The 21,662-nt window shown below is 70.3% G+C and carries 25 protein-coding genes; 14 read left to right on the plus strand and 11 right to left on the minus strand.

Features of this window, described 5'->3' with window-relative positions:
- Positions 1 to 141: 141 nt before the first annotated feature.
- Together O2L52_RS14900 and O2L52_RS14905 are read left to right on the plus strand one after the other, a co-directional pair.
- Entirely contained in the window at positions 142 to 1,143 is a 1,002-nt protein-coding gene (locus tag O2L52_RS14900) for a carboxymuconolactone decarboxylase family protein (protein ID WP_270116434.1), read from the plus strand.
- On the plus strand, positions 1,136 to 1,555 hold the full coding sequence (locus O2L52_RS14905) for a DUF6220 domain-containing protein (protein ID WP_270116435.1): 420 nt from the start codon (positions 1,136 to 1,138) through the stop codon (positions 1,553 to 1,555). Before O2L52_RS14900 ends, O2L52_RS14905 begins: the two co-directional genes overlap by 8 nt.
- A 59-nt stretch (positions 1,556 to 1,614) precedes the next feature.
- Here O2L52_RS14905 and O2L52_RS14910 read toward each other — a convergent pair whose 3' ends face one another.
- Complete coding sequence (locus tag O2L52_RS14910; RefSeq protein ID WP_270116436.1) at positions 1,615 to 1,974, minus strand: YybH family protein; 360 nt, start codon at positions 1,972 to 1,974, stop codon at positions 1,615 to 1,617.
- A gap of 163 nt (positions 1,975 to 2,137) precedes the next feature.
- Here O2L52_RS14910 and O2L52_RS14915 point away from each other — a divergent pair, with 163 nt between their 5' ends.
- From O2L52_RS14915 to O2L52_RS14925, 3 genes are read left to right on the plus strand one after another with little or no spacing between them, the layout of a single operon-like run.
- Positions 2,138 to 2,707, plus strand: coding sequence for an NUDIX hydrolase (locus tag O2L52_RS14915; RefSeq protein ID WP_270116437.1), 570 nt, complete (start codon positions 2,138 to 2,140; stop codon positions 2,705 to 2,707).
- A complete protein-coding gene (locus O2L52_RS14920) occupies positions 2,704 to 3,222 on the plus strand; it encodes an NUDIX hydrolase (RefSeq protein WP_270116438.1) in 519 nt (172 codons plus the stop codon). Before O2L52_RS14915 ends, O2L52_RS14920 begins: the two co-directional genes overlap by 4 nt.
- Before the next feature lie 11 nt (positions 3,223 to 3,233).
- Positions 3,234 to 3,752 carry an NUDIX domain-containing protein gene (locus tag O2L52_RS14925; RefSeq protein ID WP_270116439.1) on the plus strand — a complete coding sequence of 173 codons (519 nt, stop codon included), beginning with the start codon at positions 3,234 to 3,236 and terminating at the stop codon, positions 3,750 to 3,752.
- Here the strand turns inward: O2L52_RS14925 and O2L52_RS14930 are convergent.
- From O2L52_RS14930 to gndA, 3 genes are all read right to left on the minus strand, one after another.
- Positions 3,749 to 4,381, minus strand: coding sequence for a TetR/AcrR family transcriptional regulator (locus O2L52_RS14930; RefSeq protein WP_270116440.1), 633 nt, complete (start codon positions 4,379 to 4,381; stop codon positions 3,749 to 3,751). The genes O2L52_RS14925 and O2L52_RS14930 overlap by 4 nt on opposite strands.
- A 61-nt stretch (positions 4,382 to 4,442) precedes the next feature.
- Positions 4,443 to 5,237, minus strand: a complete 795-nt coding sequence (locus tag O2L52_RS14935) for an alpha/beta fold hydrolase (RefSeq protein WP_270116442.1) — start codon at positions 5,235 to 5,237, stop codon at positions 4,443 to 4,445.
- A gap of 196 nt (positions 5,238 to 5,433) precedes the next feature.
- Positions 5,434 to 6,864, minus strand: a complete 1,431-nt coding sequence (gene gndA / locus O2L52_RS14940; RefSeq protein WP_270116443.1) for an NADP-dependent phosphogluconate dehydrogenase — start codon at positions 6,862 to 6,864, stop codon at positions 5,434 to 5,436.
- Between the two features lie 177 nt (positions 6,865 to 7,041).
- Here gndA and O2L52_RS14945 point away from each other — a divergent pair, with 177 nt between their 5' ends.
- From O2L52_RS14945 to O2L52_RS14960, 4 genes are all read left to right on the plus strand, one after another.
- Positions 7,042 to 8,406 (plus strand): cystathionine beta-synthase, encoded by a 1,365-nt coding sequence (locus O2L52_RS14945; protein WP_270116444.1) that lies wholly within the window; start codon positions 7,042 to 7,044, stop codon positions 8,404 to 8,406.
- Between the two features lie 71 nt (positions 8,407 to 8,477).
- The gene (locus O2L52_RS14950) at positions 8,478 to 9,131 is read left to right on the plus strand and encodes an SRPBCC family protein (protein WP_270116445.1); all 654 of its coding nucleotides are present in this window, start codon (positions 8,478 to 8,480) and stop codon (positions 9,129 to 9,131) included.
- A 62-nt stretch (positions 9,132 to 9,193) separates the two neighbouring features.
- Complete coding sequence (locus O2L52_RS14955) at positions 9,194 to 9,517, plus strand: ArsR/SmtB family transcription factor (RefSeq protein ID WP_373897038.1); 324 nt, start codon at positions 9,194 to 9,196, stop codon at positions 9,515 to 9,517.
- Positions 9,518 to 9,709: 192 nt separating this feature from the next.
- Positions 9,710 to 10,885: a glycosyl hydrolase family 18 protein gene (locus O2L52_RS14960; protein WP_270116447.1), complete on the plus strand. Its 1,176-nt coding sequence runs from the start codon at positions 9,710 to 9,712 to the stop codon at positions 10,883 to 10,885.
- Between the two features lie 107 nt (positions 10,886 to 10,992).
- Here the strand turns inward: O2L52_RS14960 and O2L52_RS14965 are convergent, their stop codons facing one another.
- The 4 genes from O2L52_RS14965 to O2L52_RS14980 form a co-directional block, all read right to left on the minus strand.
- Positions 10,993 to 11,784: an MHYT domain-containing protein gene (locus tag O2L52_RS14965; RefSeq protein ID WP_270116449.1), complete on the minus strand. Its 792-nt coding sequence runs from the start codon at positions 11,782 to 11,784 to the stop codon at positions 10,993 to 10,995.
- Between the two features lie 288 nt (positions 11,785 to 12,072).
- The gene (locus O2L52_RS14970) at positions 12,073 to 12,477 is read right to left on the minus strand and encodes a hypothetical protein (protein WP_270116450.1); all 405 of its coding nucleotides are present in this window, start codon (positions 12,475 to 12,477) and stop codon (positions 12,073 to 12,075) included.
- Positions 12,478 to 12,673: 196 nt separating this feature from the next.
- Positions 12,674 to 13,624 (minus strand): hypothetical protein, encoded by a 951-nt coding sequence (locus O2L52_RS14975; protein ID WP_270116451.1) that lies wholly within the window; start codon positions 13,622 to 13,624, stop codon positions 12,674 to 12,676.
- A gap of 6 nt (positions 13,625 to 13,630) precedes the next feature.
- On the minus strand, positions 13,631 to 15,292 hold the full coding sequence (locus O2L52_RS14980) for a fumarate hydratase (protein ID WP_270116452.1): 1,662 nt from the start codon (positions 15,290 to 15,292) through the stop codon (positions 13,631 to 13,633).
- A 284-nt stretch (positions 15,293 to 15,576) separates the two neighbouring features.
- Between O2L52_RS14980 and rpsF the strand changes: the two genes are divergently transcribed.
- The 4 genes from rpsF to rplI are packed head-to-tail and all read left to right on the plus strand — an operon-like array spanning position 15,577 to position 17,192.
- On the plus strand, positions 15,577 to 15,867 hold the full coding sequence (gene rpsF / locus O2L52_RS14985) for a 30S ribosomal protein S6 (protein WP_270116453.1): 291 nt from the start codon (positions 15,577 to 15,579) through the stop codon (positions 15,865 to 15,867).
- 39 nt (positions 15,868 to 15,906) lie between these two features.
- Positions 15,907 to 16,416 carry a single-stranded DNA-binding protein gene (locus O2L52_RS14990; RefSeq protein ID WP_270116454.1) on the plus strand — a complete coding sequence of 170 codons (510 nt, stop codon included), beginning with the start codon at positions 15,907 to 15,909 and terminating at the stop codon, positions 16,414 to 16,416.
- Between the two features lie 54 nt (positions 16,417 to 16,470).
- Positions 16,471 to 16,716, plus strand: coding sequence for a 30S ribosomal protein S18 (gene rpsR / locus O2L52_RS14995; RefSeq protein WP_270116456.1), 246 nt, complete (start codon positions 16,471 to 16,473; stop codon positions 16,714 to 16,716).
- Positions 16,717 to 16,730: 14 nt separating this feature from the next.
- Positions 16,731 to 17,192 carry a 50S ribosomal protein L9 gene (gene rplI, locus O2L52_RS15000; protein ID WP_270116457.1) on the plus strand — a complete coding sequence of 154 codons (462 nt, stop codon included), beginning with the start codon at positions 16,731 to 16,733 and terminating at the stop codon, positions 17,190 to 17,192.
- Between the two features lie 285 nt (positions 17,193 to 17,477).
- Here the strand turns inward: rplI and O2L52_RS15005 are convergent, their stop codons facing one another.
- On the minus strand, positions 17,478 to 17,867 hold the full coding sequence (locus O2L52_RS15005; protein WP_270116458.1) for a hypothetical protein: 390 nt from the start codon (positions 17,865 to 17,867) through the stop codon (positions 17,478 to 17,480).
- Between the two features lie 300 nt (positions 17,868 to 18,167).
- Here O2L52_RS15005 and dnaB point away from each other — a divergent pair, with 300 nt between their 5' ends.
- Entirely contained in the window at positions 18,168 to 19,643 is a 1,476-nt protein-coding gene (gene dnaB / locus O2L52_RS15010; protein ID WP_270116459.1) for a replicative DNA helicase, read from the plus strand.
- 172 nt (positions 19,644 to 19,815) lie between these two features.
- On the opposite strand, the gene O2L52_RS15015 is transcribed toward dnaB, so the two are convergent.
- Both O2L52_RS15015 and O2L52_RS15020 read right to left on the minus strand, forming a co-directional pair.
- Positions 19,816 to 21,147, minus strand: coding sequence for a glycosyltransferase 87 family protein (locus O2L52_RS15015; RefSeq protein WP_270116461.1), 1,332 nt, complete (start codon positions 21,145 to 21,147; stop codon positions 19,816 to 19,818).
- A gap of 67 nt (positions 21,148 to 21,214) precedes the next feature.
- A complete protein-coding gene (locus O2L52_RS15020; protein WP_270116462.1) occupies positions 21,215 to 21,616 on the minus strand; it encodes an ATP-binding protein in 402 nt (133 codons plus the stop codon).
- Between the last annotated feature and the right edge of the window lie 46 nt (positions 21,617 to 21,662).

The raw sequence follows: 21,662 nt of genomic DNA on the forward strand, positions 1-21,662 counted from the left end.
GGGGCCGCGAATGCGGCGCTCGTCGCGGGGCGGAAAGCCAGCGCAGGGACGACGCGGCGGGGGCGTGCGGCGGGGAGTCTGGAGGCATGACGCGCCGGAGGTGAGAACGGTTCGGCGCGAAGCGAATCGAGGAGGACCCCCATGCCCCAGATCAGATATGTGGCACCGGTCGACGCCAGACAGGCGGACGGGCTGGTCGCCGAGGTGTACTCGCAGGCGAAGCGGGAGCTGGGCGCGGTCGGCGCGCCGTTCCAGATGCTCTCGCCCGCACCGGAGCTGCTGGCGGCGATGTGGTCGCTGCTGCGGGAGTCGCTGATGGTCGGCGGCCCTGAGGAGCGGCTGGCGAAGGAGGTCGTGGCGACCGCGATCGCGGTGCGCAACGGCTGCCGGTTCTGCACTGACGCGCATGCGGTGCTGCTGCACGCGCTGGGCGAGTCGGCGCTGGCCGAGGGGCTGCGCGCGGGGAACCCGCCGAAGGCGTGGGCGCCGCTGGCGGCGTGGGCGCTGGAGCCGGGCCCGGAGGGGCCGTTCAAGGCGTCGGCCGCGCCGCGGTTCATCGGGACGGCGCTGGTGTTCGAGTTCATCACGCGGCTGGTGCAGGTGCTGGCGCACAACGAGTCGCCGCATCCGGTGACGGCGACGAAGCTGGGCCGGTCGGTGGCGTCGCGGACGCTGCGGGCGGCGGTCATGGCGGACCTGGAGCCGGGTACGAGTCTGGCGCTGCTGGAGGAGCGGCCGGGTTGGGCGCGGGGCCTGCGGGTGCGGGAGCCGGAGTGGGCGGCGGGGTCGCCGGTGGGGCTGGCGTACGGGACGCTGCGGGCGTACGCCGCTGCGGGTCCGGGGCTGCTCGGCGGTGACGCGGCCGAGGCGGTGGCGCGGACGATCGGGGTGCGCGGCGATGCGGTGGGGACGAGCCTTCCGGAGCTGGTGGGCGGTGACGGGCTGGAGCCCGGCGCCGCCCTGGGGGCGCGGCTGGCGGTGGCGGCGGCGCTGACACCGGCCGCGGTGAACGAGGCCCATGTGGGGGCGTGGCGGGGTGAGAAGCACTCGGATCACTGCGTAGTGCACCTGCTGGCCTACGGGGTGATGACGGGCGTCGACGCCCTCCAGGACGAGATCGAGACGAGGAGTGTCAATGCTTAGGTTCTACCGGGTGTGGGTGGTGCTCCTGCACGTGCTGATCGGGATCCAGTTCTTCCTGGCCGGGTACGGGGCGATCGGGACCGGCTCGCCGGACGAGTCGTTCTCGCTGCACATCATGAACGGCCGGGTCATCGCGGTGGTGGCGCTGCTGGGGATCCTGTTCGCGGCGCTGGCGCGGTCGGGCGGGAAGCTGGTCGGGCTGGCGGCGGGCGTGTTCGGCCTGGTGGTGCTGCAGTCGCTGATCGCGCTGGTGAGCGTGGCGGGGACGACGCCGGGGCAGATCATCTTCGGGTTCCATGCGATCAACGCGCTGATGATCATGGGTCTGGCGGAGGCTTCGGGGCGGTTGGCGAAGCAGCTGATCGCGGACCGCAGGCCGGTCGGGGCCGAGGTCGCGCCTGCTGCTGCTTGAGGCGGAACCGGGGAACCGGGCCCGCGGCGACACCCCGCCGCGGGCCTTTCCGTGTTCGCTTACCGCACTTCGGGGCGGTCGATGATCCGCTTCCAGGTGCCGTCTTCCTGGCGGCGCAGCACCTGGGTGCGGGTGCCCTTGCCGTCGGCGCTGATGGTGGAGGTCAGTGCGAGGCCGCCGTAGTGGACGGTGGGGAGCTGCTCCTCGTCGGTGGGGAACTTCCCGCCCTGTTCGGCGATGCCGGCGTAGAGCGCTTTGATCGCGTCGATGCCGGTGGTGGTCTGGCCGGGCGGGAAGGCGATGACGGCGTCGTCCTCGTAGAGTTCGGCGATGCCGTCGATGTCGCCGGCGTTGAGCCGCTCGGCGACGAGGCGGGTGACGTGTTCGGGTTCCTTGGCCTGCTTGCCGTCTGCTGCCATGGGTGGTCCTTTCTCGTTTCGGCGGGTTCCTCCGAGCCGATCAGATCCGCCGCGTCTATGTGAGGGTCTTTCGCCGATTGGCGCCGCGATTCCTGTCACAGCGGGCGGTTCGGGCCGGGGCGGGACTGGACGCGGTGCGCGGGCGGTCCGGATACTCGGGGGCATGGAGGCCCCTGATGGCAAGGTGGTGCGGCGGCGGTGCGCGCGGGTGCTGCTCGTGGACGAGGACGACCAGGTGCTGCTGTTCTACAGCCGCGACTACATGGGCCCGGGGGTCGAGTACTACGTGACGCCGGGCGGCGGACTCGAGGCGGGCGAGTCGCTCGCCGAGGGTGCGGCGCGTGAGGTGTTCGAGGAGACCGGGCTGCGGATCGACCCGGGCGCGCTCGGGCCGGTGGTGGCCGAGACCGAGGGCGACTGGTCGGACAGCCCGGAGCTGGTGATCCACTCGCGGGACTCGTTCTTCTTCCTGCGGGTGCCGCATTTCGCGCCGGTGCGCGACGGGCTCGAGGACATCGAGGCGGCGGAGTTCACGGCGGCGCGGTGGCTCGGCGCCGAGGAGCTGGCGGCGGCGGACGGGCTGGTGTTCCCGGCGCCGGTCGCGGTCCTGCTCAAGGGACTCCTGGCCGGTGCGGTTCCCGTTGCGCCCGTGGAGATTCCATGGGGCGCTTGGACGTGGGATCCCGATAGAGGGTGGACGGCTACGGAGCGTGGCCCCATACTTGACCGGTGAGCGCGACGAACGAACCCATCCGAATCGACCGGCGGGGAGCCCGGGGGATCATCGTGGATGAACAGGACTGCGTCCTCTTCATCGGCGGATACGCGACCCCGGACCGCCCCGCCCGCTGGATCCTCCCCGGCGGCGGCATCGACCCGGGCGAGTCGATGCGGGACGCGGCGGCGCGCGAGCTCTACGAGGAGACCGGCCTGCGGGTGGCCCCGGCGGACCTGATCGGCCCGGTAGCCCGCCAGCACTACCGCAAGACCGGCCCGGGCAGCACGTTCACGCAGGAGAACCACTTCTTCCTGGTCCGCGTCGAGCGGTTCGAGCCGAAGGTGACCGGCGGCGACGCGTACGAGCAGGACCTCGAGTTCAACTGGATCCCGGTGGACGACTTCCTGACCACTGACGGCTTCGAGCAGGTCGAGCCGCTCCTGCACCTCGTCAAGCGGCTCATCGGCGGCGACGTGCCCGCCGAACCCGTCGAGCTCGAGACCATCGGCCGCCGGCTGGGCGCGACGTGAAGGAGCCCGAAGTGAGCATCGAGTCCGAGACCGGCGCGGTCTTCCGCATCGCCGCCCGCGTGATCTTCCTCGACCAGCACGACACGGTCCTGCACATGGGCGGCGACCAGTGCCTGGACGGCATCACGCGCTGGATCACCCCCGGCGGCGGCGTCGAGGCGGGCGAGGACCTGCGCGCGGCGGCCGTCCGGGAGGCGGGCGAGGAGACCGGGTGCGTGATCGACCCCGAGGCGCTGGTCGGGCCGGTGGCGTTCGGGGTGTTCACGGCGTTCCCGAAGGGGCGCTTGCTGGTGCAGAAGAACTGGTACTTCTTCTACCGCACGGAGCGGTTCGCGCCGCGCGTGACGGGCGGGGACGCGTACGAGCAGAAGTTCGACTTCGCGTGGCTGCCGATCGACCAGTGCGGGGCGGCCGACGGGACGATCCTGCCCGACCGCACCGTCGCGCTCGTCAAGCGCCTGCGCGACGGCGACGTCCCGGCCGAGCCGGTCGAGCTCGGCGGCACGCACAGCCCCCGCTGGGGCCACTAGGCCCCGTAGAGCCGCAGGAACATCCGCACGCCCTCGGTGGTCGTCTCGACCAGTTCCCGCTCCTCGAACGGGAGCGCCCCGAAGAAGGTCCGCTCTGCCACGGGCGTGAACGTGAGCAGCGTGTAGTGCGCGGAGGCCTTCTCGGCGTCGTCGAAGACCAGCAGCCCCTTGGCTTTCAGGGCCCGGAAGTGCTCGGCGACCACGCGCCGGGAGTGCAGCGGCCCGGTCTCCATCCACGCGTCGAGGATCTCCTTCGGCAGGTGGGTGACCTCGGCGCGGATCGTCCGAGCGATCGCGGCGTGGTCGTCCCTGCCGAGCACCGCCCGGGTCCGGTCGACGCCGAAGTCGATGAGCTCGGCCTCCAGGTCCACGATCTTGTGCAGGTGCCGGTCGGCGAGGGCCGTGATCTCCTCCGAGAGCTCCCGCGACGCCTCGAGCGCGCCGGTCAGGAACAGGGCCTCTTTGTCGGCGAAGTGGTTGTAGATGGTCTTCTTGGAGACCCCGGCCTCGCGGGCGATGGCGTCCACGGTGGCCCGGGTGAAACCGTCCCTGCCGAACACGAAGTTGGCGGCGCGCACGATGGCGCGCCGCTTGTCGGGTCGACCGGTGCGGCCGGTGTCCGCGGTCATGTGGTCCCCTTCGCTGGCGCTCGGTGTGGGACACACTCTATTGACCTGGGACACCGGCGGTTCACGCGAGGAACGCCGACACCTCCTTGAGCGCGCGTTCGGGCTGCTCGGCGAAGGTCACGTGGCCGCTGTCGAGCTCGACGTAGGCGCTGCCGGCGATGCCCTGGGCGACCTCGCGGGTGAGGTCGACCGGGACGAGCGCGTCCTTCGCGTTACCCACGACCAGGGTCGGGGCGGTGATACGGGGCAGCAGGTCGCGGATGTCGAGCCGCAGGTCGAGGTCGATGTGGCGCAGGGTGCCCTCGTCGGGGACCATCCCGGCGTTGATGAAACCGAGGGTCGGGGCGTCGATGCTCCCGAGGAAGGTGGGGCTGAACGCGAGGGTGGCCGCCATCTGGCCGAACCGCTCGGTGTCGTCGGCGAGGGACTGCCACAGGCGCACCGCCTGCTGGAATCCGCCGTGGTCGGAGCGGGCGAACGAGGCCATGCTGACCAGCCGGTTGATGAGGTCGGGGCGCAGCGCGGCCGCGGCCGCGACGATCGCGCCGCCGAGGGAGAAGCCGACGAGGTCGACCGTCTCGCCTTCGGCGCGTTCGGCTTCGATGACGGCGATGACCTGGCGGGCCAGGGTCTCGACGGAGAGCGGGGCGCCGTCGTCGGTGGTCGCGAGGGTCCCGGAGAGTTCGGGGAGGACGAGGGTGTGGGTGGCGGCGAAGTGGTCGAGGAGCTGGCCCCAGACGAACTCGGCGCCGCCCGAGCCGGTGCCGTGGACGAGGACGAGGCGTTGCGCGGAACCCGAGGTGGAGGGGACGACGCGGTAGGCGACCTGGGCTGCGGCGACGGTGATGCTCGGCATGACGAGACCTTTCGAGGATACTTAGTGGTTTCTTAAGGAAACCGCTTGGTGTAATTCGAGATTACACCGGCCCGCCGAAAAAGGAAACCCAAGAGTGTAAAAGTGACCGTCGTCCATGCCCTTGCCCTTACGGCGGCACGCGAAACGGCGCCGCCCCCGCTCAAGCGAGCAGGGGCGGCGCCGTCAGCAAACGAACCTACAGCTGGATCTCCGAGCGGTCCCCGGACCAGTCCGTGTGGAACGTGCCCTCACGGTCCACCCGCTTGTACGTGTGCGCCCCGAAGAAGTCCCGCTGCCCCTGGATCAGCGCCGCCGGCAGGCGGCGCGAACGCAGCCCGTCGTAGTACGCCAGCGCCGACGAGAAGCCCGGCGTCGGAATGCCCGCCAGCGCGGCCGTCGAGACGACCCGCCGCCACGCGTCCTGCGCGTCCGTCACGATCTTCGTGAACTCCGGCGCCGCCAGCAGCGTCGGCAGCTCCGGGTTCGAGCGCCACGCCTCGGTGATCCGGTCGAGGAAGCGCGCCCGGATGATGCAGCCCGCGCGCCACAGGGCCGAGCACGAGCCGAGGTCGATGCCCCAGTCGTATTCGGCGCTGGCGGCGGCGATCTGGTCGAAGCCCTGCGCGTACGCGACGATCTTGGAGGCGTAGAGCGCCTGGCGGACGTCTTCGACGAAGTCGGCCGGGAAGTCCACTTTGGCGGTGGGGCCGGTGAGGACGTCGACGGCGCCTTCGCGCTGCTTGGTGCCGCTGGAGAGCGCGCGGGCGAAGGTGGCCTCGGCGATGCCGGTGACCGGGACGCCCAGGTCGAGGGCGATCTGGACGGTCCAGCGTCCGGTGCCCTTCTGGCCGGCCTGGTCGACGATGACGTCGACGAGCGGCTTGCCCGTGGCGGCGTCGACGTGGCCGAGGACCTCGGCGGTGACCTCGATGAGGTAGGAGTCGAGCTCGCCGGCGTTCCATTCGGAGAACGTCTTGGCGAGGTCGGCCGGCTCGATGCCGACGCCGCGGCGCAGGAGGTCGTAGGCCTCGCCGATGAGCTGCATGTCGGAGTACTCGATGCCGTTGTGCACCATCTTGACGAAGTGCCCGGCGCCGTCGGGGCCGAGGCGCGAGCAGCACGGGGTGCCGTCGGGGGCCTTGGCGGAGATGGCTTCGAGGATCGGGCCGAGGGACTCGTAGGACTCCTCGGAGCCGCCCGGCATGATCGCCGGGCCGAGGAGCGCGCCCTCTTCGCCGCCGGAGACGCCGGTGCCGACGAAGTGGAGGCCCTTCTCGCGCAGGGCCGCTTCGCGGCGGCGGGTGTTCTCGAAGTGGGCGTTGCCGCCGTCGATGATCATGTCGCCGGGCTCCATGAGCGCGGCGAGCTGGTCGATGACGGCGTCGGTCGCGTTGCCCGCCTGGACCATGATCATGGCCTTGCGGGGGCGCTTGAGGGAGGCCACGAAGTCTTCGAGCGCTTCGGAGGGGACGAAGTCGCCTTCATCGCCGTGGGCCTCGATCAGCTCAGTGGTCTTGGCGTGCGTGCGGTTGTAGACGGCGACGGTGAATCCGTGGCGGGCGAAGTTCCGGGCGAGGTTGGAGCCCATGACGGCCAGCCCGACCACGCCGATGTCGGCGGTGCTCATGCCTTGTGTCTCCCTACGTTGCGTCAGAGGTGTGCGCCCTGATTCTCGCCGAGCGGCCCGGCGGAGGCGGTCCCACCGCCGATCGTATCCACGCATCGGGACGCGGGTGCGGCCGCGCCGCCCGACACGGCCCGCGCACCGTCCCGCTCGCACACGCGATAGCCCTAGGCTGTGAGGATGCAGTACTACGAATCGGTCCTCGACCTCATCGGCAACACCCCGCTGGTGCGGCTGGGCGCCGTCACCGACGGCGCCGCCGCGACCGTGCTCGCGAAGGTCGAGTACCTGAACCCCGGCGGGTCCATCAAGGACCGCATCGCCCAGCGCATGATCGACGAGGCCGAGGCCTCCGGCGCCTTGCAGCCCGGCGGCACGATCGTGGAGCCGACCAGCGGGAACACCGGCGTCGGTCTGGCGATGGTGGCGCAGCAGCGCGGCTACAAGTGCGTGTTCGTGTGCCCGGACAAGGTCTCCGAGGACAAGCGGAACGTGCTCAAGGCGTACGGCGCGGAGGTCGTGGTGTGCCCGACCGCGGTCGACCCGGAGGACCCCCGGTCCTACTACAAGGTCTCCGACCGGCTGATCAATGAGATCGAGGGGGCATGGAAGCCCGACCAGTACTCGAACCCGGCGAACCCGGCCTCGCACTACCACCAGACCGGCCCTGAGCTGTGGAAGCAGACGGAAGGGAAGATCACGCACCTCGTCGCCGGCGTCGGCACGGGCGGCACGATCACCGGGATCGGCAAGTACCTCAAGGAGGTCTCGGGCGGGAAGGTGCAGGTTGTGGGCGCCGACCCGGAGGGCTCGGTGTACTCGGGCGGCACCGGGCGGCCGTACCTGGTCGAGGGCGTGGGCGAGGACTTCTGGCCCGCCAACTACGACCGGGAGCTGGCCGACCGGATCGTGGAGGTCACCGACGCGGAGTCGTTCGCGATGACCCGGCGCCTGGCCCGCGAGGAGGGCCTCCTCGTGGGGGGCTCGGCGGGCATGGCCGTGGTGGGCGCGCTCGCGGTCGCCCGGGACGCGGGCCCGGACGACGTGATCGTGGTGATCCTGCCGGACGGCGGGCGCGGGTACCTCTCGAAGATCTTCAACGACTCGTGGATGACCGAGTACGGCTTCATGGGCGGCTCGGGCGAGACCACGGTGGGCGAGGTGCTGGCGAGCAAGGGCGGGGAGATCCCCGAGCTCGTCCATGTGCACCCGCAGGACACGGTGCGCGAGGCGATCGACATCATGCGCCAGTTCGGGGTCAGCCAGATGCCGGTGCTCAAGGCGGAGCCGCCGGTGACCAGCGGCGAGGTGGCCGGGGCGGTGGCCGAGCGGGATCTGATGGACGCGCTGTTCTCGGGGCGGGCGACGCTGCACGACCCGCTCGAGCGGCACATCGGCGAGTCGCTGCCGACGATCGGCTCGGGCGAGCAGGTGGAGCGGGCCGTGGCGGCCCTGCAGGACCGGGACGCGCTCATGGTGTTCGCCGAGGGCAAGCCGGTCGGCGTGCTGACCCGGCAGGACCTGCTCAGTTACGTCGAGCACTGATTTTTCCGGTTTCGTTGACGGACCCTGCCGCGCCCTCCTAGTATAAGTTCCAACTTATATTAGGAGGCGGCATGTCCGATCCCAAAGACCCGATCGCGTCGGCCGGCATGGTGGCCCGCGAGATCCGCACCGGCGAGCGGAACGGCGCCGCGACGAAGGTCCTCGTCGCCAAGCGCGCCTACCGCGCCACCCGGGCCGACGTCTGGGACGCGCTCACCAGTCCCGAACGGCTCCCGCGCTGGTTCCAGCCGGTCAGCGGCGACCTCGAGGTGGGCGGTCGATACCAGTTCGAGGCGCAGGCCGGCGGCTCGATCGAGCGCTGCGACGCCCCCGAGCTGCTCGCCGTCACGTGGGAGTTCGGCGGCGGCATGTCCTGGCTCGAGGTGCGCCTCAGCGAGGACGGCGGCGGCACGGTGCTCGAGCTCGTCCACGAGGCGCCGGTCGACCCCGCGATGTGGGCCCAGTACGGGCCCGGCGCGGTCGGCATCGGCTGGGACGGGCTCCTGCACAGCTTCGGCTACTACCTCGAGACCGACGCGTCGCTGGACCCCGAGGAGTGGGAGCAGTGGATGACCGGGCCTGAAGGCGCCGAGTACGCGCGCCGCCTCGGCGACGCCTGGGGCGCGGCCGCGATCGCCGACGGCGACGACCCGGACGAGGCGAAGGCCGCCGTCGACGCGGTCGTCGCGTTCTACACGGTGCCGCCGCAGCAGCCGGAAGCGTGAGCGACGGCGGATCGGCCGAGGCCGCGTTCGACGCCCTCGGCGACCCGGTGCGCCGCCGGATCATGGAGCTCCTCGGCGAGGGCGAGCGCCCGGCCGGAGCGGTCGCCGACATCATCGGAGCCGCATTCGGCATCTCGCAGCCGGCGGTCTCGCAGCACTTGAAGGTGCTGCGCGAGGCCGGGCTCGTGACCGTGCGGGCCGAGGGCACCAGGCGGTTCTACGGCGCCGACCTGGACGGCCTCGCGGTCGTCCGGGCCTGGCTCGAGCGGTTCGCGGACGGCTTCGCCGGCCCGCTCGACGCCCTCGAGACGGAGCTGGCGCGCGGGAAGCGCGAACGCCGCCTCGCCGACCGGCCCGCCCGCGAGCGCCGCCGCGGGGCCGCATAACGGCCGAAATCCAAATAGGAAAGTATCCGACTCATTCGGTTGCGGGCCTTGCCAAGAGCCCTCGCAAACCGGGCGAGTCGGATTTTTTCTGCCCCGTCCGTCTTGACAAGCGGGCCGCGCCCGGACACGATGAGGAGCATATATTTAGGAATCTTTATATTTGGAGGTCCCTTGCGACGCAATCGAAGAGCAATGATCGTTGCCGCCACCGCCCTCGCCGTGGCCAGTGCCGCCGTCGCCGTGCCGATGGCACTCGCGAACACCGCCTCCGCGCAGGTCGCCTGCACCGGCGCGGCCTGGCAGTCCAGCGCGGTCTACGTCGGCGGCGACCAGGTCAGCCACGCGGGGCGCGAATACCGCGCCAAGTGGTGGACGACCGGCGAAACCCCCGGCACCACCGGCCAATGGGGCGTCTGGCAGGACCTCGGCGCCTGCGACGGCGGCGAACCGACCACCCCGCCCACCACCGGCGAGCCCACGGAGCAGCCCACCGGCGGTCCAGGCCAGGGCGACAACCTGCTCACCGGGTACTGGCACAACTTCGACAACGGCTCGGGCGTCATGGAGCTGGGCGAGGTCCCCGCCTCGTACGACATCATCGCCGTGGCCTTCGCCGAGTCCACCACGACGCCGGGCCAGGTCGACTTCGCGCTCGACTCGAGCCTCACCAATGCCGGGTACACCGAGGCCGAGTTCAAGGCCGACATCACCACGATCAAGGCCCAGGGCCGGGACGTCATCATCTCGGTGGGCGGCGAGCGGGGCACCGTCACCGTGAACAACGCCACCACTGCGGCGGCCTTCGCGAGCTCGATCGTCGGGCTCATGAACGAGTACGGGTTCAACGGCGTCGACATCGACCTCGAGCACGGCATCAACCCCGGGCCGATGGAGACCGCGCTGCGCTCCATCAGCGCCTCGAAGCCGGGCTTCACCTACACCATGGCGCCGCAGACGATCGACTTCCAGTCCGCTCAGGGCAGCTACGCGCAGCTTGCGATCAACACCAAGGACATCCTGACGATCGTCAACATGCAGTACTACAACTCGGGCTCGATGCTCGGCTGCGACGGCCAGGTGTACGCCCAGGGCGACATCGACTTCCTCACCGGCCTCGCCTGCATCCAGCTGAAGGCCGGACTCGACCCGAGCCAGGTGGGCCTCGGCCTCCCGGCCGTGCCGAGCGCCGCCGGATCGGGCTACGTCAATCCGACGATGGTCAACGATGCCATCCGCTGCCTCGAGACCCGCCAGGGCTGCGGCGACTTCGTCCCCGACCAGGCCTACCCGGGCATCGGCGGCGCGATGACCTGGTCGATCAACTGGGACGCCACCAACAACTACCACTTCGCGAACACGGTCGGTTAAAAGCACTGCGGGCTGGCGGCACTGCCTTGCAACGGCACTGCCAGATCAGCGAACCGGCCCCGCTCATCGAGCGGGGCCGGTTCATTTCGTCGCGGCGTCGTCGAGGGTCAGCGGCCGATGGTGCCGGTCGGCTGGCGCAGTTGGCCTTCCAGGGAGGTCATGCGCGCCTCGGTGCGCATCTCGGCGTCGGTGGGGACGATGACGACGGTGTAGACGAGGATCAGCATCGCGATGGCGGTCAGCGTCGCCATCGGGAAGACGAGGTCCATCGAGTGGACGCCGTGGGCCTGCGCGGCCGAGTCCCCGGCGGTCGCGATGCCGAACATGGCCGTGTAGTGCATGAGGTTGACGGCCAGGGCCATCACGAACGCGGCGATCCAGATCGAAGCGGCGCGCTCGACGCGCCATGAGAGCCAGAGCGCGGTCGTGGCGGCGACGACGGCGATCGCGACGGCCGCGGCCACGTACCCGGGCCGGTGGGTGAGCAGGACGTCGGTGCTGACGGCGGCCATCCCCAGGTAGTGCATGGCGGCGACGCCCGCACCGGTGAAGAGGCCGGCGACGGCGAGCTTCAGGGTCGAATACCGGCCCAGGCCGATCACCAGGAGGCCGCAGGCGACAACGGCGACGGCGACGAGGGCGCTCAGCGCGGTGAGCGCGGGGTCGTACCGCAGTTCGGCTTCCTCGACGGTGAAGCCGAGCATCGCGACGAAGTGCATGACCCAGATGCCGGTGCCGCCGATGGCGAACGCGGCCACGGCGAGCCAGAGCGCACGGCGTCCGGGCCGCTCGTGGCGGCGGGCGTGCCTGGCCATGAGCAGGCCGAGGGCCGATCCGGTCATGGACACCAGGAACGCGATGGGCAGCGTGAGGTACCCGTATGAGAAGTGCTCGATCATGGGGATTCCAGAGGTGAAGGGCGGCGTACTGACCAGTACGACTCAGCGAATCGTAACCGGACCGCGGCGTCCTCAGTGGCCTCGCGAAATCTCTGAAATGTCGCTCATCTGTAATTTTGAGGCCGGATGGGATCGTTCCCGCAGCCGCTTCACAACCGTCAAAAATGGACAAAACCAGCCACTGGCCGCCGGCCCGCGCCGAGGGACGCTCCGTACAGCCAATGAAGACCGGCCGTTCGGACCACGGGCGGAGTCGTTCGAGGCGGGCGCCTGCGCGGACAAGTGCAGTCAGTACCGGTCGACCATCGGAAGGGTCTGCTCCAGCTCGGCCCAGTCGCGCCGGTTGACCGCCCATCGGCCGACGCGCAACTTCACGAGCGAGCCGTCCTTCCGCTGGAGGCACAGCTGGTCGCCCGCGATCACCCAACGCTCGCCCGCCCCGAGCGTCTGCCGCAGGCCCCATCCGTACTTGCCACGCACGAGGAACCGCTCCTCCTGCAGATCCATCCCCGGATACCACAAGACGACACCGATGGCGGCGAGGACGAGCACGCCGGAGGCGACTGCCGCCGCGAGCCAGAGACCCGGGGAGGTGTAGCTCAGGTCCGAGTCCACAAGCGGAAGCGGCAGGACGGCCAGCACACCCACGGGTATGACGATCGGGGCGATCCAGAGTGAGGAGCGGAGCTTCATGCGGAGCCTTTCACGGAACGAGGCGAGGGCGGGCCGCTGCGGGCCCGGTCCTCAAGGAGATCGTAGGTGAGCCCGGCTCTATTCCGCTCGGCGCAGCGTCGGCGAGGGTTCGAGCGGTGGGGACGAGCCGCGCAGATTCCCGGGGGTGCGGTGTCATACCGGTGGAGCGCACGGGCCCCGACGCAGGACGCGGGCGCTACCGGACGCCCATCAGCTTCCGGAACGCCGCGAGGCTCCGCGCGAGGTCCCGCACGTACCCGAGGGCGAGCACGCTGATCCCGAACGCGATCCCCAGCAGGGCGCGGACCTGGTGGTCCGCAGGCCCTCCGAAGGCTATCGCCGCGATGGCGACCGCCTGCCGGTCGACGAGGCCGACCACCGCTTCGCGCGTCGCGGTGGCCGCGCCCGCGACGCCCTCGACCGAGTGGCCCAGCATCGCCGCGGTCGCGGCGACCGCGTAGATGCCGTGGACGTTGTGCGCCATCAGCTCCTGGTAGGCGAGATGGTCGGCGCCCTGCCACCCGGCGAGGTCGGACTCCAGGCACCATTCCAGGTCGGAGGCGATCTCCCGCAGCTCTGCCGACATCGCCGCCCAGCGCCGGGCGGCGGCGGCAGCCGCACGGTGGTCCACGTCGAGCCGGCCGGCGAGCACCGTGAGCGGAGCGGCCGGCGACGTCGCCTCGAGCAGGGCCCCGCGGGTCCGCACGGCGACGGCGCCGCCGTCGCCGCGGACGGCGAGCCGGGCGTGGAGCCAGGTCCGCTTCCGGAACTTCGCGATCAGGCCGCCGAAGTCGCCTGCCCGGCCGGGCCGCGATCCGGCGGGCTGATCGCCGCTCCCGCGACCGGCGGACGCCCAGAAGTCGGGCCTGCGGTCAGGGTTCCCGTTCCGTTTTCCGTCGGCCATGCGGTGCAGGTTGAGCACCGCCAGCTCCAGGTTGTCGTGAAAGCGCGCGGTCAGCTGGTCCTGGTCGCGCTGCTTCTCGCCGATGAGCATCGCGATCGGGGCGCACAGGTCGCCGAACACGCCGCCGGGCACGACCGCCTCGGCGCTCACGTAGCCGACCGATTCGAGCCTGTGGCCCAGGAGGTCCAGGTTGTCGGCGTGCGCTCTGAGAATCGCGGGATCCACGGGGGGTGAGGCGCCCATCGGACCCTAGGAGACCGTCAGCCTGGGTCTGCGGCCGACGGTGAGCACGGGCTTGCGGGTCTCGGCGTAGAAGTCGTTGCCCTTGTCGTCCACGACGATGAACGCCGGGAAGTCCTCGACCTCGATCTTCCAGACCGCCTCCATGCCCAGCTCGGGGTATTCCAGGACCTCCATCGACTTGATGTTGTCCTGGGCGAGCTTGGCGGCCGGGCCGCCGATGGAGCCGAGGTAGAAGCCGCCGTGCGCCTTGCAGGCGTTCGTGACCTGGTCGGAGCGGTTGCCCTTGGCCAGCATGACGAACGAGCCGCCCGCGGCCTGGAACTGCTCGACGTAGGTGTCCATGCGCCCGGCGGTTGTGGGGCCGAAGGAACCCGAGGCGTAGCCCTCGGGGGTCTTGGCCGGGCCGGCGTAGTAGACCGCGTGGTCGCGCAGGTACTGCGGCATGGGCTCGCCGGCGTCGAGGCGCTCCTTGATCTTGGCGTGGGCGATGTCGCGGGCGACGACGAGCGTGCCGGTGAGCGAGACGCGGGTCTTCACCGGGTGCTTGGAGAGCTCCGCGCGGATCTCGGCCATCGGCCGGTTCAGGTCGATGCGCACGACGTCCTCGGCGAGGTCGTCCTCCTGCACGTCCGGCACGTACCGGCTCGGGTCGGTCTCCAGCTGCTCCAGGAACACGCCCTCGGCGGTGATCTTGGCCATGGCCTGGCGGTCCGCCGAGCAGGAGACGCTGAGCGCCACCGGCAGGGAGGCGCCGTGGCGCGGGAGGCGGATGACGCGCACGTCGTGGCAGAAGTACTTGCCGCCGAACTGGGCGCCGATGCCGAACTGGCGGGTCAGCTCGAGGACCTGCTGCTCGAGTTCGACGTCGCGGAAGCCGTGGCCGAGCGGCGAACCTTGGGTGGGCATCGTGTCGAGGTACTTCGTGGACGCGTACTTCGCAGTCTTGACCGCGAACTCGGCGCTGGTGCCGCCGATGACGATCGCCAGGTGGTACGGCGGGCACGCGGCGGTGCCGATGGCCCGCAGCTTCTCCTCGAGGAACCGCATCATCGCGTCGGGGTTGAGGATCGCCTTGGTCTCCTGGAACAGGAACGACTTGTTGGCGCTGCCGCCGCCCTTGGCGATGAACTGGAACTTGTACGCGTCGTCGCCTTCGGCGTACAGCTCGATCTGCGCGGGCAGGTTCGAGCCGGTGTTCTTCTCGTCCCACATGGTCAGCGGCGCCATCTGGGAGTACCGCAGGTTGAGGTCGTGGTAGGCCTGCCAGACGCCGCGGGAGAGGTGCTCGGCGTCGCGGCCGTCGGTGAGGACGTGGCGGCCGCGCTTGCCCATAACGATGGCGGTGCCGGTGTCCTGGCACATCGGCAGGACCATGCCGGACGCGATGTTGGCGTTCTTGAGCAGGTCCATCGCGACGAACCGGTCGTTGCCGCTGGCCTCGGGGTCGTCGAGGATGGAGCGCAGCTGCGAGAGGTGCGCCGGGCGCAGGTAGTGGGAGATGTCCTTGACGGCCTCGGTCGCGAGCTGCGTCAGGACTTCGGGCTCCACGGTCAGGAACCGCCGTCCGGCGGCCTCGACCGTGTTCACCCCGTCCTTGGTGAGCAGGCGGTACTCGGTGGTGTCGGGGCCGACGGGAAGCAGGTCGGTATAGCGGAACTCCGATGTCACGCCTTCCAACTTAGCGCGCACGGTGTCCGGACCGTGTGTGAGGCGAAGCTCAGTCGGCGCCGGCCGCGCCGGGCGCGGCGTGGGCGGTGTCGGGGCCTCGAATGTCGTACCCGGCCGGTAGCGTCACATCCAGGCGGCGCGCTGCAGGCGCACTGCCTGTAAGCAGGTACGATTGCCCGGTTGTCCGTACCGGACCGGTCTCCGGGAAGGCGCGGCACGCGCAAGTGATTCCTCCTGCTGCGGAGAGACCGCAGCCGTTTTAGACCAAAGGGGGTGGAGCTATCTTGCGGCATTACGAACTCATGGTGATCCTCGAACCGAACATCGAGGAAGCCCAGGTCAGCCCGACACTGGACAAGTTCCTGAAGGGCGTCAAGGACGCCGGGGGAACCGTCGACAAGATCGACGTCTGGGGTCGGCGCCGTCTCGCCTACGAGATCAACAAGAGCAACGAGGGCGTCTACGCCGTCATCGACCTGCAGTCCGAGCCCGGTCCCGTCGCTGAGATGGACCGTCAGCTGCGACTCAACGAGTCGGTGCTGCGCGCCAAGGTGCTGCGACCGGAGCTTCGGTAACCCGACCCTGTAACTGCGAGACCTTAGGGAGAAGAGGTCATGGCAGGAGAGACAGTCATCACGGTTATCGGCAACCTCGTCGACGACCCCGAACTGCGTTACACGCCGTCCGGTGCCGCCGTCGCGAAGTTCCGAATCGCATCGACCCCGCGCACGTTCGACAAAGAGTCGAACGCGTGGAAAGACGGTGAGGCCCTGTTCCTCACCTGCAGTGTGTGGCGCCAGTACGCCGAGAACGTCGCCGAGTCCCTGTCGCGCGGTACCCGCGTGATCGTGCAGGGCAGGCTCAAGCAGCGCAGCTACGAGACCCGCGAGGGCGAGAAGCGCACTGTGTACGAGCTGGACGTCGAGGAAGTCGGCCCCGCGCTGCGTTTTTCCACAGCGAAGCTCAACAAGTCGGGCGCAGGCTCCGGCGGTGGCGGCGGTCGTTCCTTCGGGGGCGGCGGCAACACCGGTGGCGGCTCCGCACCTGACGACCCTTGGGCCTCTGCCGCCCCTGCCGGCGCTTCCGCCGGCGGTGGAGGCTTCGACGAGGACCCGCCGTTCTAACCGGCACTGCCTCGGCAGTCCGGTAACGATCTCGAGTAAGAGGCAAGACGACACATGGCCAACCCGAAATCGGCTCCCCTGCGGAAGCCGAAGAAGAAGCCGAACCCGATTGACAAAGAGGGTATCGAGTACATCGACTACAAGGACACGGCGCTGCTTCGGAAGTTCATCTCCGACCGCGGCAAGATCCGTGCCCGCCGGGTGACCGGCGTGACCACCCAGCAGCAGCGCCAGATCGCCGCGGCCGTCAAGAACGCCCGCGAAATGGCTCTGCTTCCGTACACCAGCCAGACCCGCTAAGGAAGGAGCGCAACATGAAGATCATCCTGACTCATGAGGTGCCCAACCTCGGTTCGGCCGGCGATGTGGTCGAGGTGAAGAACGGCTACGGCCGCAACTACCTCCTGCCGCAGGGCCTGGCGATCGCCTGGACCAAGGGCGGTCAGAAGGAAGTCGACTCGATCCAGCGCGCCCGTGCGGCCCGCCAGATCCACGACCTCGACCAGGCTCGCGCCGTGGCCGAGCAGCTGAAGAAAACCGACGCCCACATCGTCGCCCGCACGGGCGACGGGGACCGGCTCTTCGGCTCGATCTCCGCGGTCGACGTGGTGAAGGCCGTCGACGAGGCCGGGGGTCCGAAGATCGACCGCCGCCGCGTCGAGCTGCCCGCCTCGATCAAGTCGGTCGGCACCTACGACGTGTCGGTCAAGCTGCACCCGGAGGTGACCGCGAAGTTCAAGCTTCAGGTCACGCCGGCCAAGCGCCGCAAGAAGTAGGACGCGAAAGCGACAGGCCCGCGACCGTTCCGGTCGCGGGCCTTTCTCGTGTCCGTTCACTCCTTCGCATGAATCCGACCCGCGGTATTCGCCGCATTTGACCGGTTTTGCCCGCCGGTGTTCGAAGTCCTTGCCGCCCTTGGCCTCGCAACCCGCCTGATGGCGTCGCAGCCGTGTGGGAGGGTGTCCTTTTCACTGGTAGTGGTGAAGGTGGGAATGGGCGGGTATCCCGGGGCACCCGGTACGGCCCCGCGGCCGGCGGCCGAGCCGGCCATGCGAGCGCGCTCAGATCACCCAGCCGGCCGTTCGCAGCACCACCGTCACCAGGCCCGCGCCGAGGATCGCCGCCGCCGAGCCGGCCACGCCGGCGCGCCAGCCCGCGCGCGGGAGCCGCAGGAGCACCGCCACGAGCAGGCTCGCCGTGAGCGCCGAGAGCGTCCACGCCCAGCCGCCCGCGATTGCCGCCGAGAGCCGCCCGCCCACCGTGCACCCTGCCGCCGCGCACGTCGCGTCCACCGGCGGCTGCCACAGCACCCACGCCAGGTACACCGCGATCGGCACCGCATACCAGGCGAGCGTCACGAGCAACGTCGGCGTGAACGCCCGCTCCCCCGGGCGGTCGTCGCCGTCGGGGTCGAGCCGGGGCCTGCGCTCGGGTTGCCGGGGGGCGTTCATGGGGTCTCGCTCCTCTGATCCGTGCCGGGGTCGCCCCTCACCTTAGCCGCAAGTTGGCACGAACGAATCTCCATCCACAGGCGGTGGACAACGTCCCCACAGGTGAACGCCGCGATTCGAGCCCCGTTCACGTAACTGTCCACAGGTTGTCCACAGGCCGGACGCGGTTATCCACAGGTTATCCACAGCTTTGTCCACAGGGTTGTCCACAGCCCCGTTTGCAACCGTGCCCGGCGCGACATAGCGTCGTTGACGCCGCGATCTGTCATATGCAAGCGGTACATTCACCATGAACGCACGGTGACCGAGGGGGTGGACGGCATGACCGACGTGTCGGCGGAAGGCGTCTACTCGCGGGGAGCGAACGGCTCCAGCAGCTCCTATTTCGACACTCCGCCCGAGGATCCGTTCAGCGGCAGCGGAGGTGGTGGCGGAGGCGGCGGCAACCGCGCCTACGAGCGCACCCCGCCCCAGGACCACCAGGCCGAAATGTCCGTCCTCGGCGGCATGCTCATGAGCAAGGACGCGATCGCCGACGTCATCGAGGTGCTCGGCCCGGGCGACTTCTACCAGCCCAAGCACGGCATGGTCTTCGACGCGATCATCGACAAGTTCGGCAACGGCGAGCCCGCCGACGCCGTCACGATCGCCGCCGCCCTCGCCGACACCGGCGACCTCGCCAAGATCGGCGGCGGCCCGTACCTCCACGACCTGCTCAACGCCGTGCCCACGGCCGCGAACGCCGGGTACTACGCGAAGATCGTCAAGGAGAAGGCGATCCTGCGGCGGCTCATCGAGGCCGGCACGAAGGTCGTCCAGTACGGCTACGGCGGCGGCCAGGGCGGGCGCGACATCGACGACCTCGTCGACCTCGCCCAGCAGGCCGTCTACGAGGTCACCGACAACCGCCAGAGCGAGGACTTCGCGGTCCTCTCCGACCTCCTCCAGCCCGCGATGGACGAGATCGAGGCGATCGGCGCGAGCCAGGGCCTCATGACCGGCATCCCGACCGGCTTCGCCGACCTCGACCGGCTCCTCTCGGGCCTGCAGGCCGGCCAGCTCATCATCGTCGCCGGCCGCCCCGGCGCCGGCAAGTCAACGGCCGCAATGGACTTCATGCGGCACGCGTCCCTCCACCACCGGCACGCCGCGGCCCTGTTCAGCCTCGAAATGAGCAAGCTCGAGATCGTCATGCGCCTCCTGAGCGCCGAGACGCGGGTGCCGATGCACGTCCTGCGCTCGGGCGACCTGAGCGACGACGACTGGACGCGCCTGGCCAAGCGCATGGGCGACATCTCCGAAGCGCCCCTGTTCGTGGACGACACGGCCTCGATGACGATGATGGAGATCCGGGCCAAGGCCCGGCGGCTCAAGCAGCGCCACGACCTCAAACTCATCGTGGTCGACTACCTCCAGCTGATGACCTCGCCGAAGAAGACCGAGTCGCGCCAGCAGGAGGTCTCGGAGATCAGCCGTGGCCTCAAGCTCCTCGCCAAGGAGGTGCAGTGCCCGGTGATCGCGGTCGCGCAGCTCAACCGCGGACCCGAGCAGCGCACCGACAAGCGCCCGCAGCTCTCCGACCTCCGCGAGTCCGGTTCGCTGGAGCAGGACGCGGACGTCGTGATCCTGCTGCACCGCGAGGACTACTACGACAAGGAGTCGCCGCGCGCGGGCGAAGCGGACTTCATCGTCGCCAAGCACCGCAACGGCGCGACGGACACGATCACCGTCGCGGCCCAGCTCCACCTCTCGCGCTTCGTCGACATGGCGGTCTGACCGGGTCCGGCCCCGCGTAACCAACGGTTAGAGCAAAGGCCATCCCCAACCCCCACCCTCCCAGAGGGGACCGTAGCTCCCACAATGCCGCGGGGGTACGACAAAAACCGGGCCGTCGAGCTGATCTGTCACCCGAACGGGTGCGGCGCCGCTCGGTCAACACCACCGCTCGTCAGCGCCACCATTCGACCGCGATGGACGGGCCGAGGCCGGTCTCCTCCTCCAGCTCGTCGACCACCTCGTCGTCCTGCGCCAAGCCCTGGAACAGGGTCCCGGTCACGGTGCCCGCCACCGCATCGCGCAGCGGCAGCCACCAGCCGAGCAGCACCACCGGGTACAGCAGGTACCCGAAGCGCGTGGACGGCATCAGCAGGAACGCCGCGGAGAGCCCCGCCGCGCACCACAGCGCGGCCGACGCGGCCGTCACCGGCGGGCGCGTCCACAGCAGCCCCGCGATCACGAGTGCGGCGAGTCCGAGCAGCGCCGGGGCGATGAGGTCGCCGCCCGGAACGTACTGGGCGACAAGGAATCCCGGCAGCGGCGACTGCGCGGGCGAGGTGACCACGCCGTGCCCGAGGCCGAACGCGACCACATTGTCGAAGAACCCGCGGGCGTCCACGGCCAGGACCGGCAGCATCGTCACCGCGACGGGCACGGCGAACCCGGCGAGGTAGCGCCTCAGATCCGTGGCCCGGGTGTCGCGGCCGCGCAGCATCAGGAACGCGATCACGACGGCGGCGGGCCACGCGAAGAGCTTGAGCGCGGCGGCGGCGCCGACCGCCAGGCCTGCGGCGAGCGGGCGTTCGCGGTGGGCGAAGGCGAGCGCGAGGACCATGAGGGCGACCACGGGCATGTCGTCGCCGCCGGTGGCGAACGTCAAGGCGCACACGGGGAACACGAACGTGGCCTGGACGGCGCGCAGCAGGGGGCCCTTGCCCGCGCCCGTGGGGTCGGGCGAGCTGCCGGGGCCGCCGCGCAGGAGCCGGACCGCCCCGATCGCGCAAGCGGCGGCGGCGAGCAGGAAGTAGATGCGCGCGTCGGTCCACCAGTGCTGGCCGAAGAGCGCGGCGGGGATGCCGAAGAGGGCCATGCCGGGCTGGTACGGGTTGTACCCCAGGAGCGGATCGGGGAGAGCGCTGATCACGTCGGCGTGCAGGTAAGGACTGCCGGTGTCGAGCAGGCGCACGCCGGAGGCCTCGACGACGAGGACCTCTTCCTGAGCGCGTCCGCTGACGCCCGCGGCGCGGTCGATCGCCATGAACAGCAACGGGATCGCGGTGACGGCGAGGGCCGCGCCGACGGTGATGAACGCCCGGCGGCGCCACACCGGCCCGGGCTGGGCCAGCAGGATCGCGGCGCAGATCGCCGCGGGCAGGTACCCGCCGAAGGCGACCGCGCCCCACTGGGCGTGCGAGTCGAGGGTCGTCCACAGCGCGGTGGCGCCCGCGAAGAGCGCGGCCAGGCCGTAGAAGGCGAGGTCGATGAAGAGCGGGCGGTTGGACACCCGGACAGCGTACGGGGGCGGGGCGAGGGCCTGTCCGGTCAATCCGGGTGAGGCGACCTCGAGCGGGTCAACGCAACGGGATGCGGGCCCAGACCTCCTGGGTGCCGTCGCCGAGGGAGCGGGCGCCCCAGTCGGCGGAGAGCTTGGAGACGATGAACATGCCGCGGCCGTGGGCCGAGTCGAGGTTGACCGCGCACACGTGCGGGTGGGTGCGAGAGCCGCCGTCGACCACGCGGACCTCGACGTCGGACGGGCCGAGCTCGAAGGTCACGCACACGTCCCCGCCCGGAAGCGGGCGGGCGTGCCGGACGGCGTTGGAGACGAGTTCGGTCGCGCACACGAGGAGGTCGTCGCGGACCTCGTCGGGCAGATCGGGGAGCGATTCGCGCAGCCACCGGCGGACCTGGCTGGCCGCCCCGGACTGGTGGGGGACGCGCAGCCGCTCTGGTGCCGGTATCGCAGCGGGCATCGCGGTCCCCTTCCTTCCTCCGGTGCCGTGGGGAGGCTATACAGCA

This window comes from Glycomyces algeriensis, from assembly GCF_027622855.1.
Lineage (GTDB): Bacteria > Actinomycetota > Actinomycetes > Mycobacteriales > Micromonosporaceae > Glycomyces > Glycomyces algeriensis.

Coding starts and splice junctions, on each gene's coding strand:
- gndA (WP_270116443.1), bottom strand. CDS start 6,864: ATGAGCACCGCCGACATCGGCGTGGTCGGGCTGGCCGTCATGGGCTCC.
- O2L52_RS14900 (WP_270116434.1), top strand. CDS start 142: ATGCCCCAGATCAGATATGTGGCACCGGTCGACGCCAGACAGGCGGAC.
- O2L52_RS14960 (WP_270116447.1), top strand. CDS start 9,710: ATGATCGTTGCCGCCACCGCCCTCGCCGTGGCCAGTGCCGCCGTCGCC.
- O2L52_RS15005 (WP_270116458.1), bottom strand. CDS start 17,867: ATGAACGCCCCCCGGCAACCCGAGCGCAGGCCCCGGCTCGACCCCGAC.
- rpsR (WP_270116456.1), top strand. CDS start 16,471: ATGGCCAACCCGAAATCGGCTCCCCTGCGGAAGCCGAAGAAGAAGCCG.
- O2L52_RS14905 (WP_270116435.1), top strand. CDS start 1,136: ATGCTTAGGTTCTACCGGGTGTGGGTGGTGCTCCTGCACGTGCTGATC.
- O2L52_RS14935 (WP_270116442.1), bottom strand. CDS start 5,237: ATGCCGAGCATCACCGTCGCCGCAGCCCAGGTCGCCTACCGCGTCGTC.
- O2L52_RS14950 (WP_270116445.1), top strand. CDS start 8,478: ATGTCCGATCCCAAAGACCCGATCGCGTCGGCCGGCATGGTGGCCCGC.
- O2L52_RS14955 (WP_373897038.1), top strand. CDS start 9,194: ATGGAGCTCCTCGGCGAGGGCGAGCGCCCGGCCGGAGCGGTCGCCGAC.
- O2L52_RS14945 (WP_270116444.1), top strand. CDS start 7,042: ATGCAGTACTACGAATCGGTCCTCGACCTCATCGGCAACACCCCGCTG.
- O2L52_RS14965 (WP_270116449.1), bottom strand. CDS start 11,784: ATGATCGAGCACTTCTCATACGGGTACCTCACGCTGCCCATCGCGTTC.
- O2L52_RS14915 (WP_270116437.1), top strand. CDS start 2,138: ATGGAGGCCCCTGATGGCAAGGTGGTGCGGCGGCGGTGCGCGCGGGTG.
- O2L52_RS14930 (WP_270116440.1), bottom strand. CDS start 4,381: ATGACCGCGGACACCGGCCGCACCGGTCGACCCGACAAGCGGCGCGCC.
- O2L52_RS14910 (WP_270116436.1), bottom strand. CDS start 1,974: ATGGCAGCAGACGGCAAGCAGGCCAAGGAACCCGAACACGTCACCCGC.
- O2L52_RS14990 (WP_270116454.1), top strand. CDS start 15,907: ATGGCAGGAGAGACAGTCATCACGGTTATCGGCAACCTCGTCGACGAC.
- rplI (WP_270116457.1), top strand. CDS start 16,731: ATGAAGATCATCCTGACTCATGAGGTGCCCAACCTCGGTTCGGCCGGC.
- O2L52_RS14970 (WP_270116450.1), bottom strand. CDS start 12,477: ATGAAGCTCCGCTCCTCACTCTGGATCGCCCCGATCGTCATACCCGTG.
- O2L52_RS15020 (WP_270116462.1), bottom strand. CDS start 21,616: ATGCCCGCTGCGATACCGGCACCAGAGCGGCTGCGCGTCCCCCACCAG.
- O2L52_RS14975 (WP_270116451.1), bottom strand. CDS start 13,624: ATGGGCGCCTCACCCCCCGTGGATCCCGCGATTCTCAGAGCGCACGCC.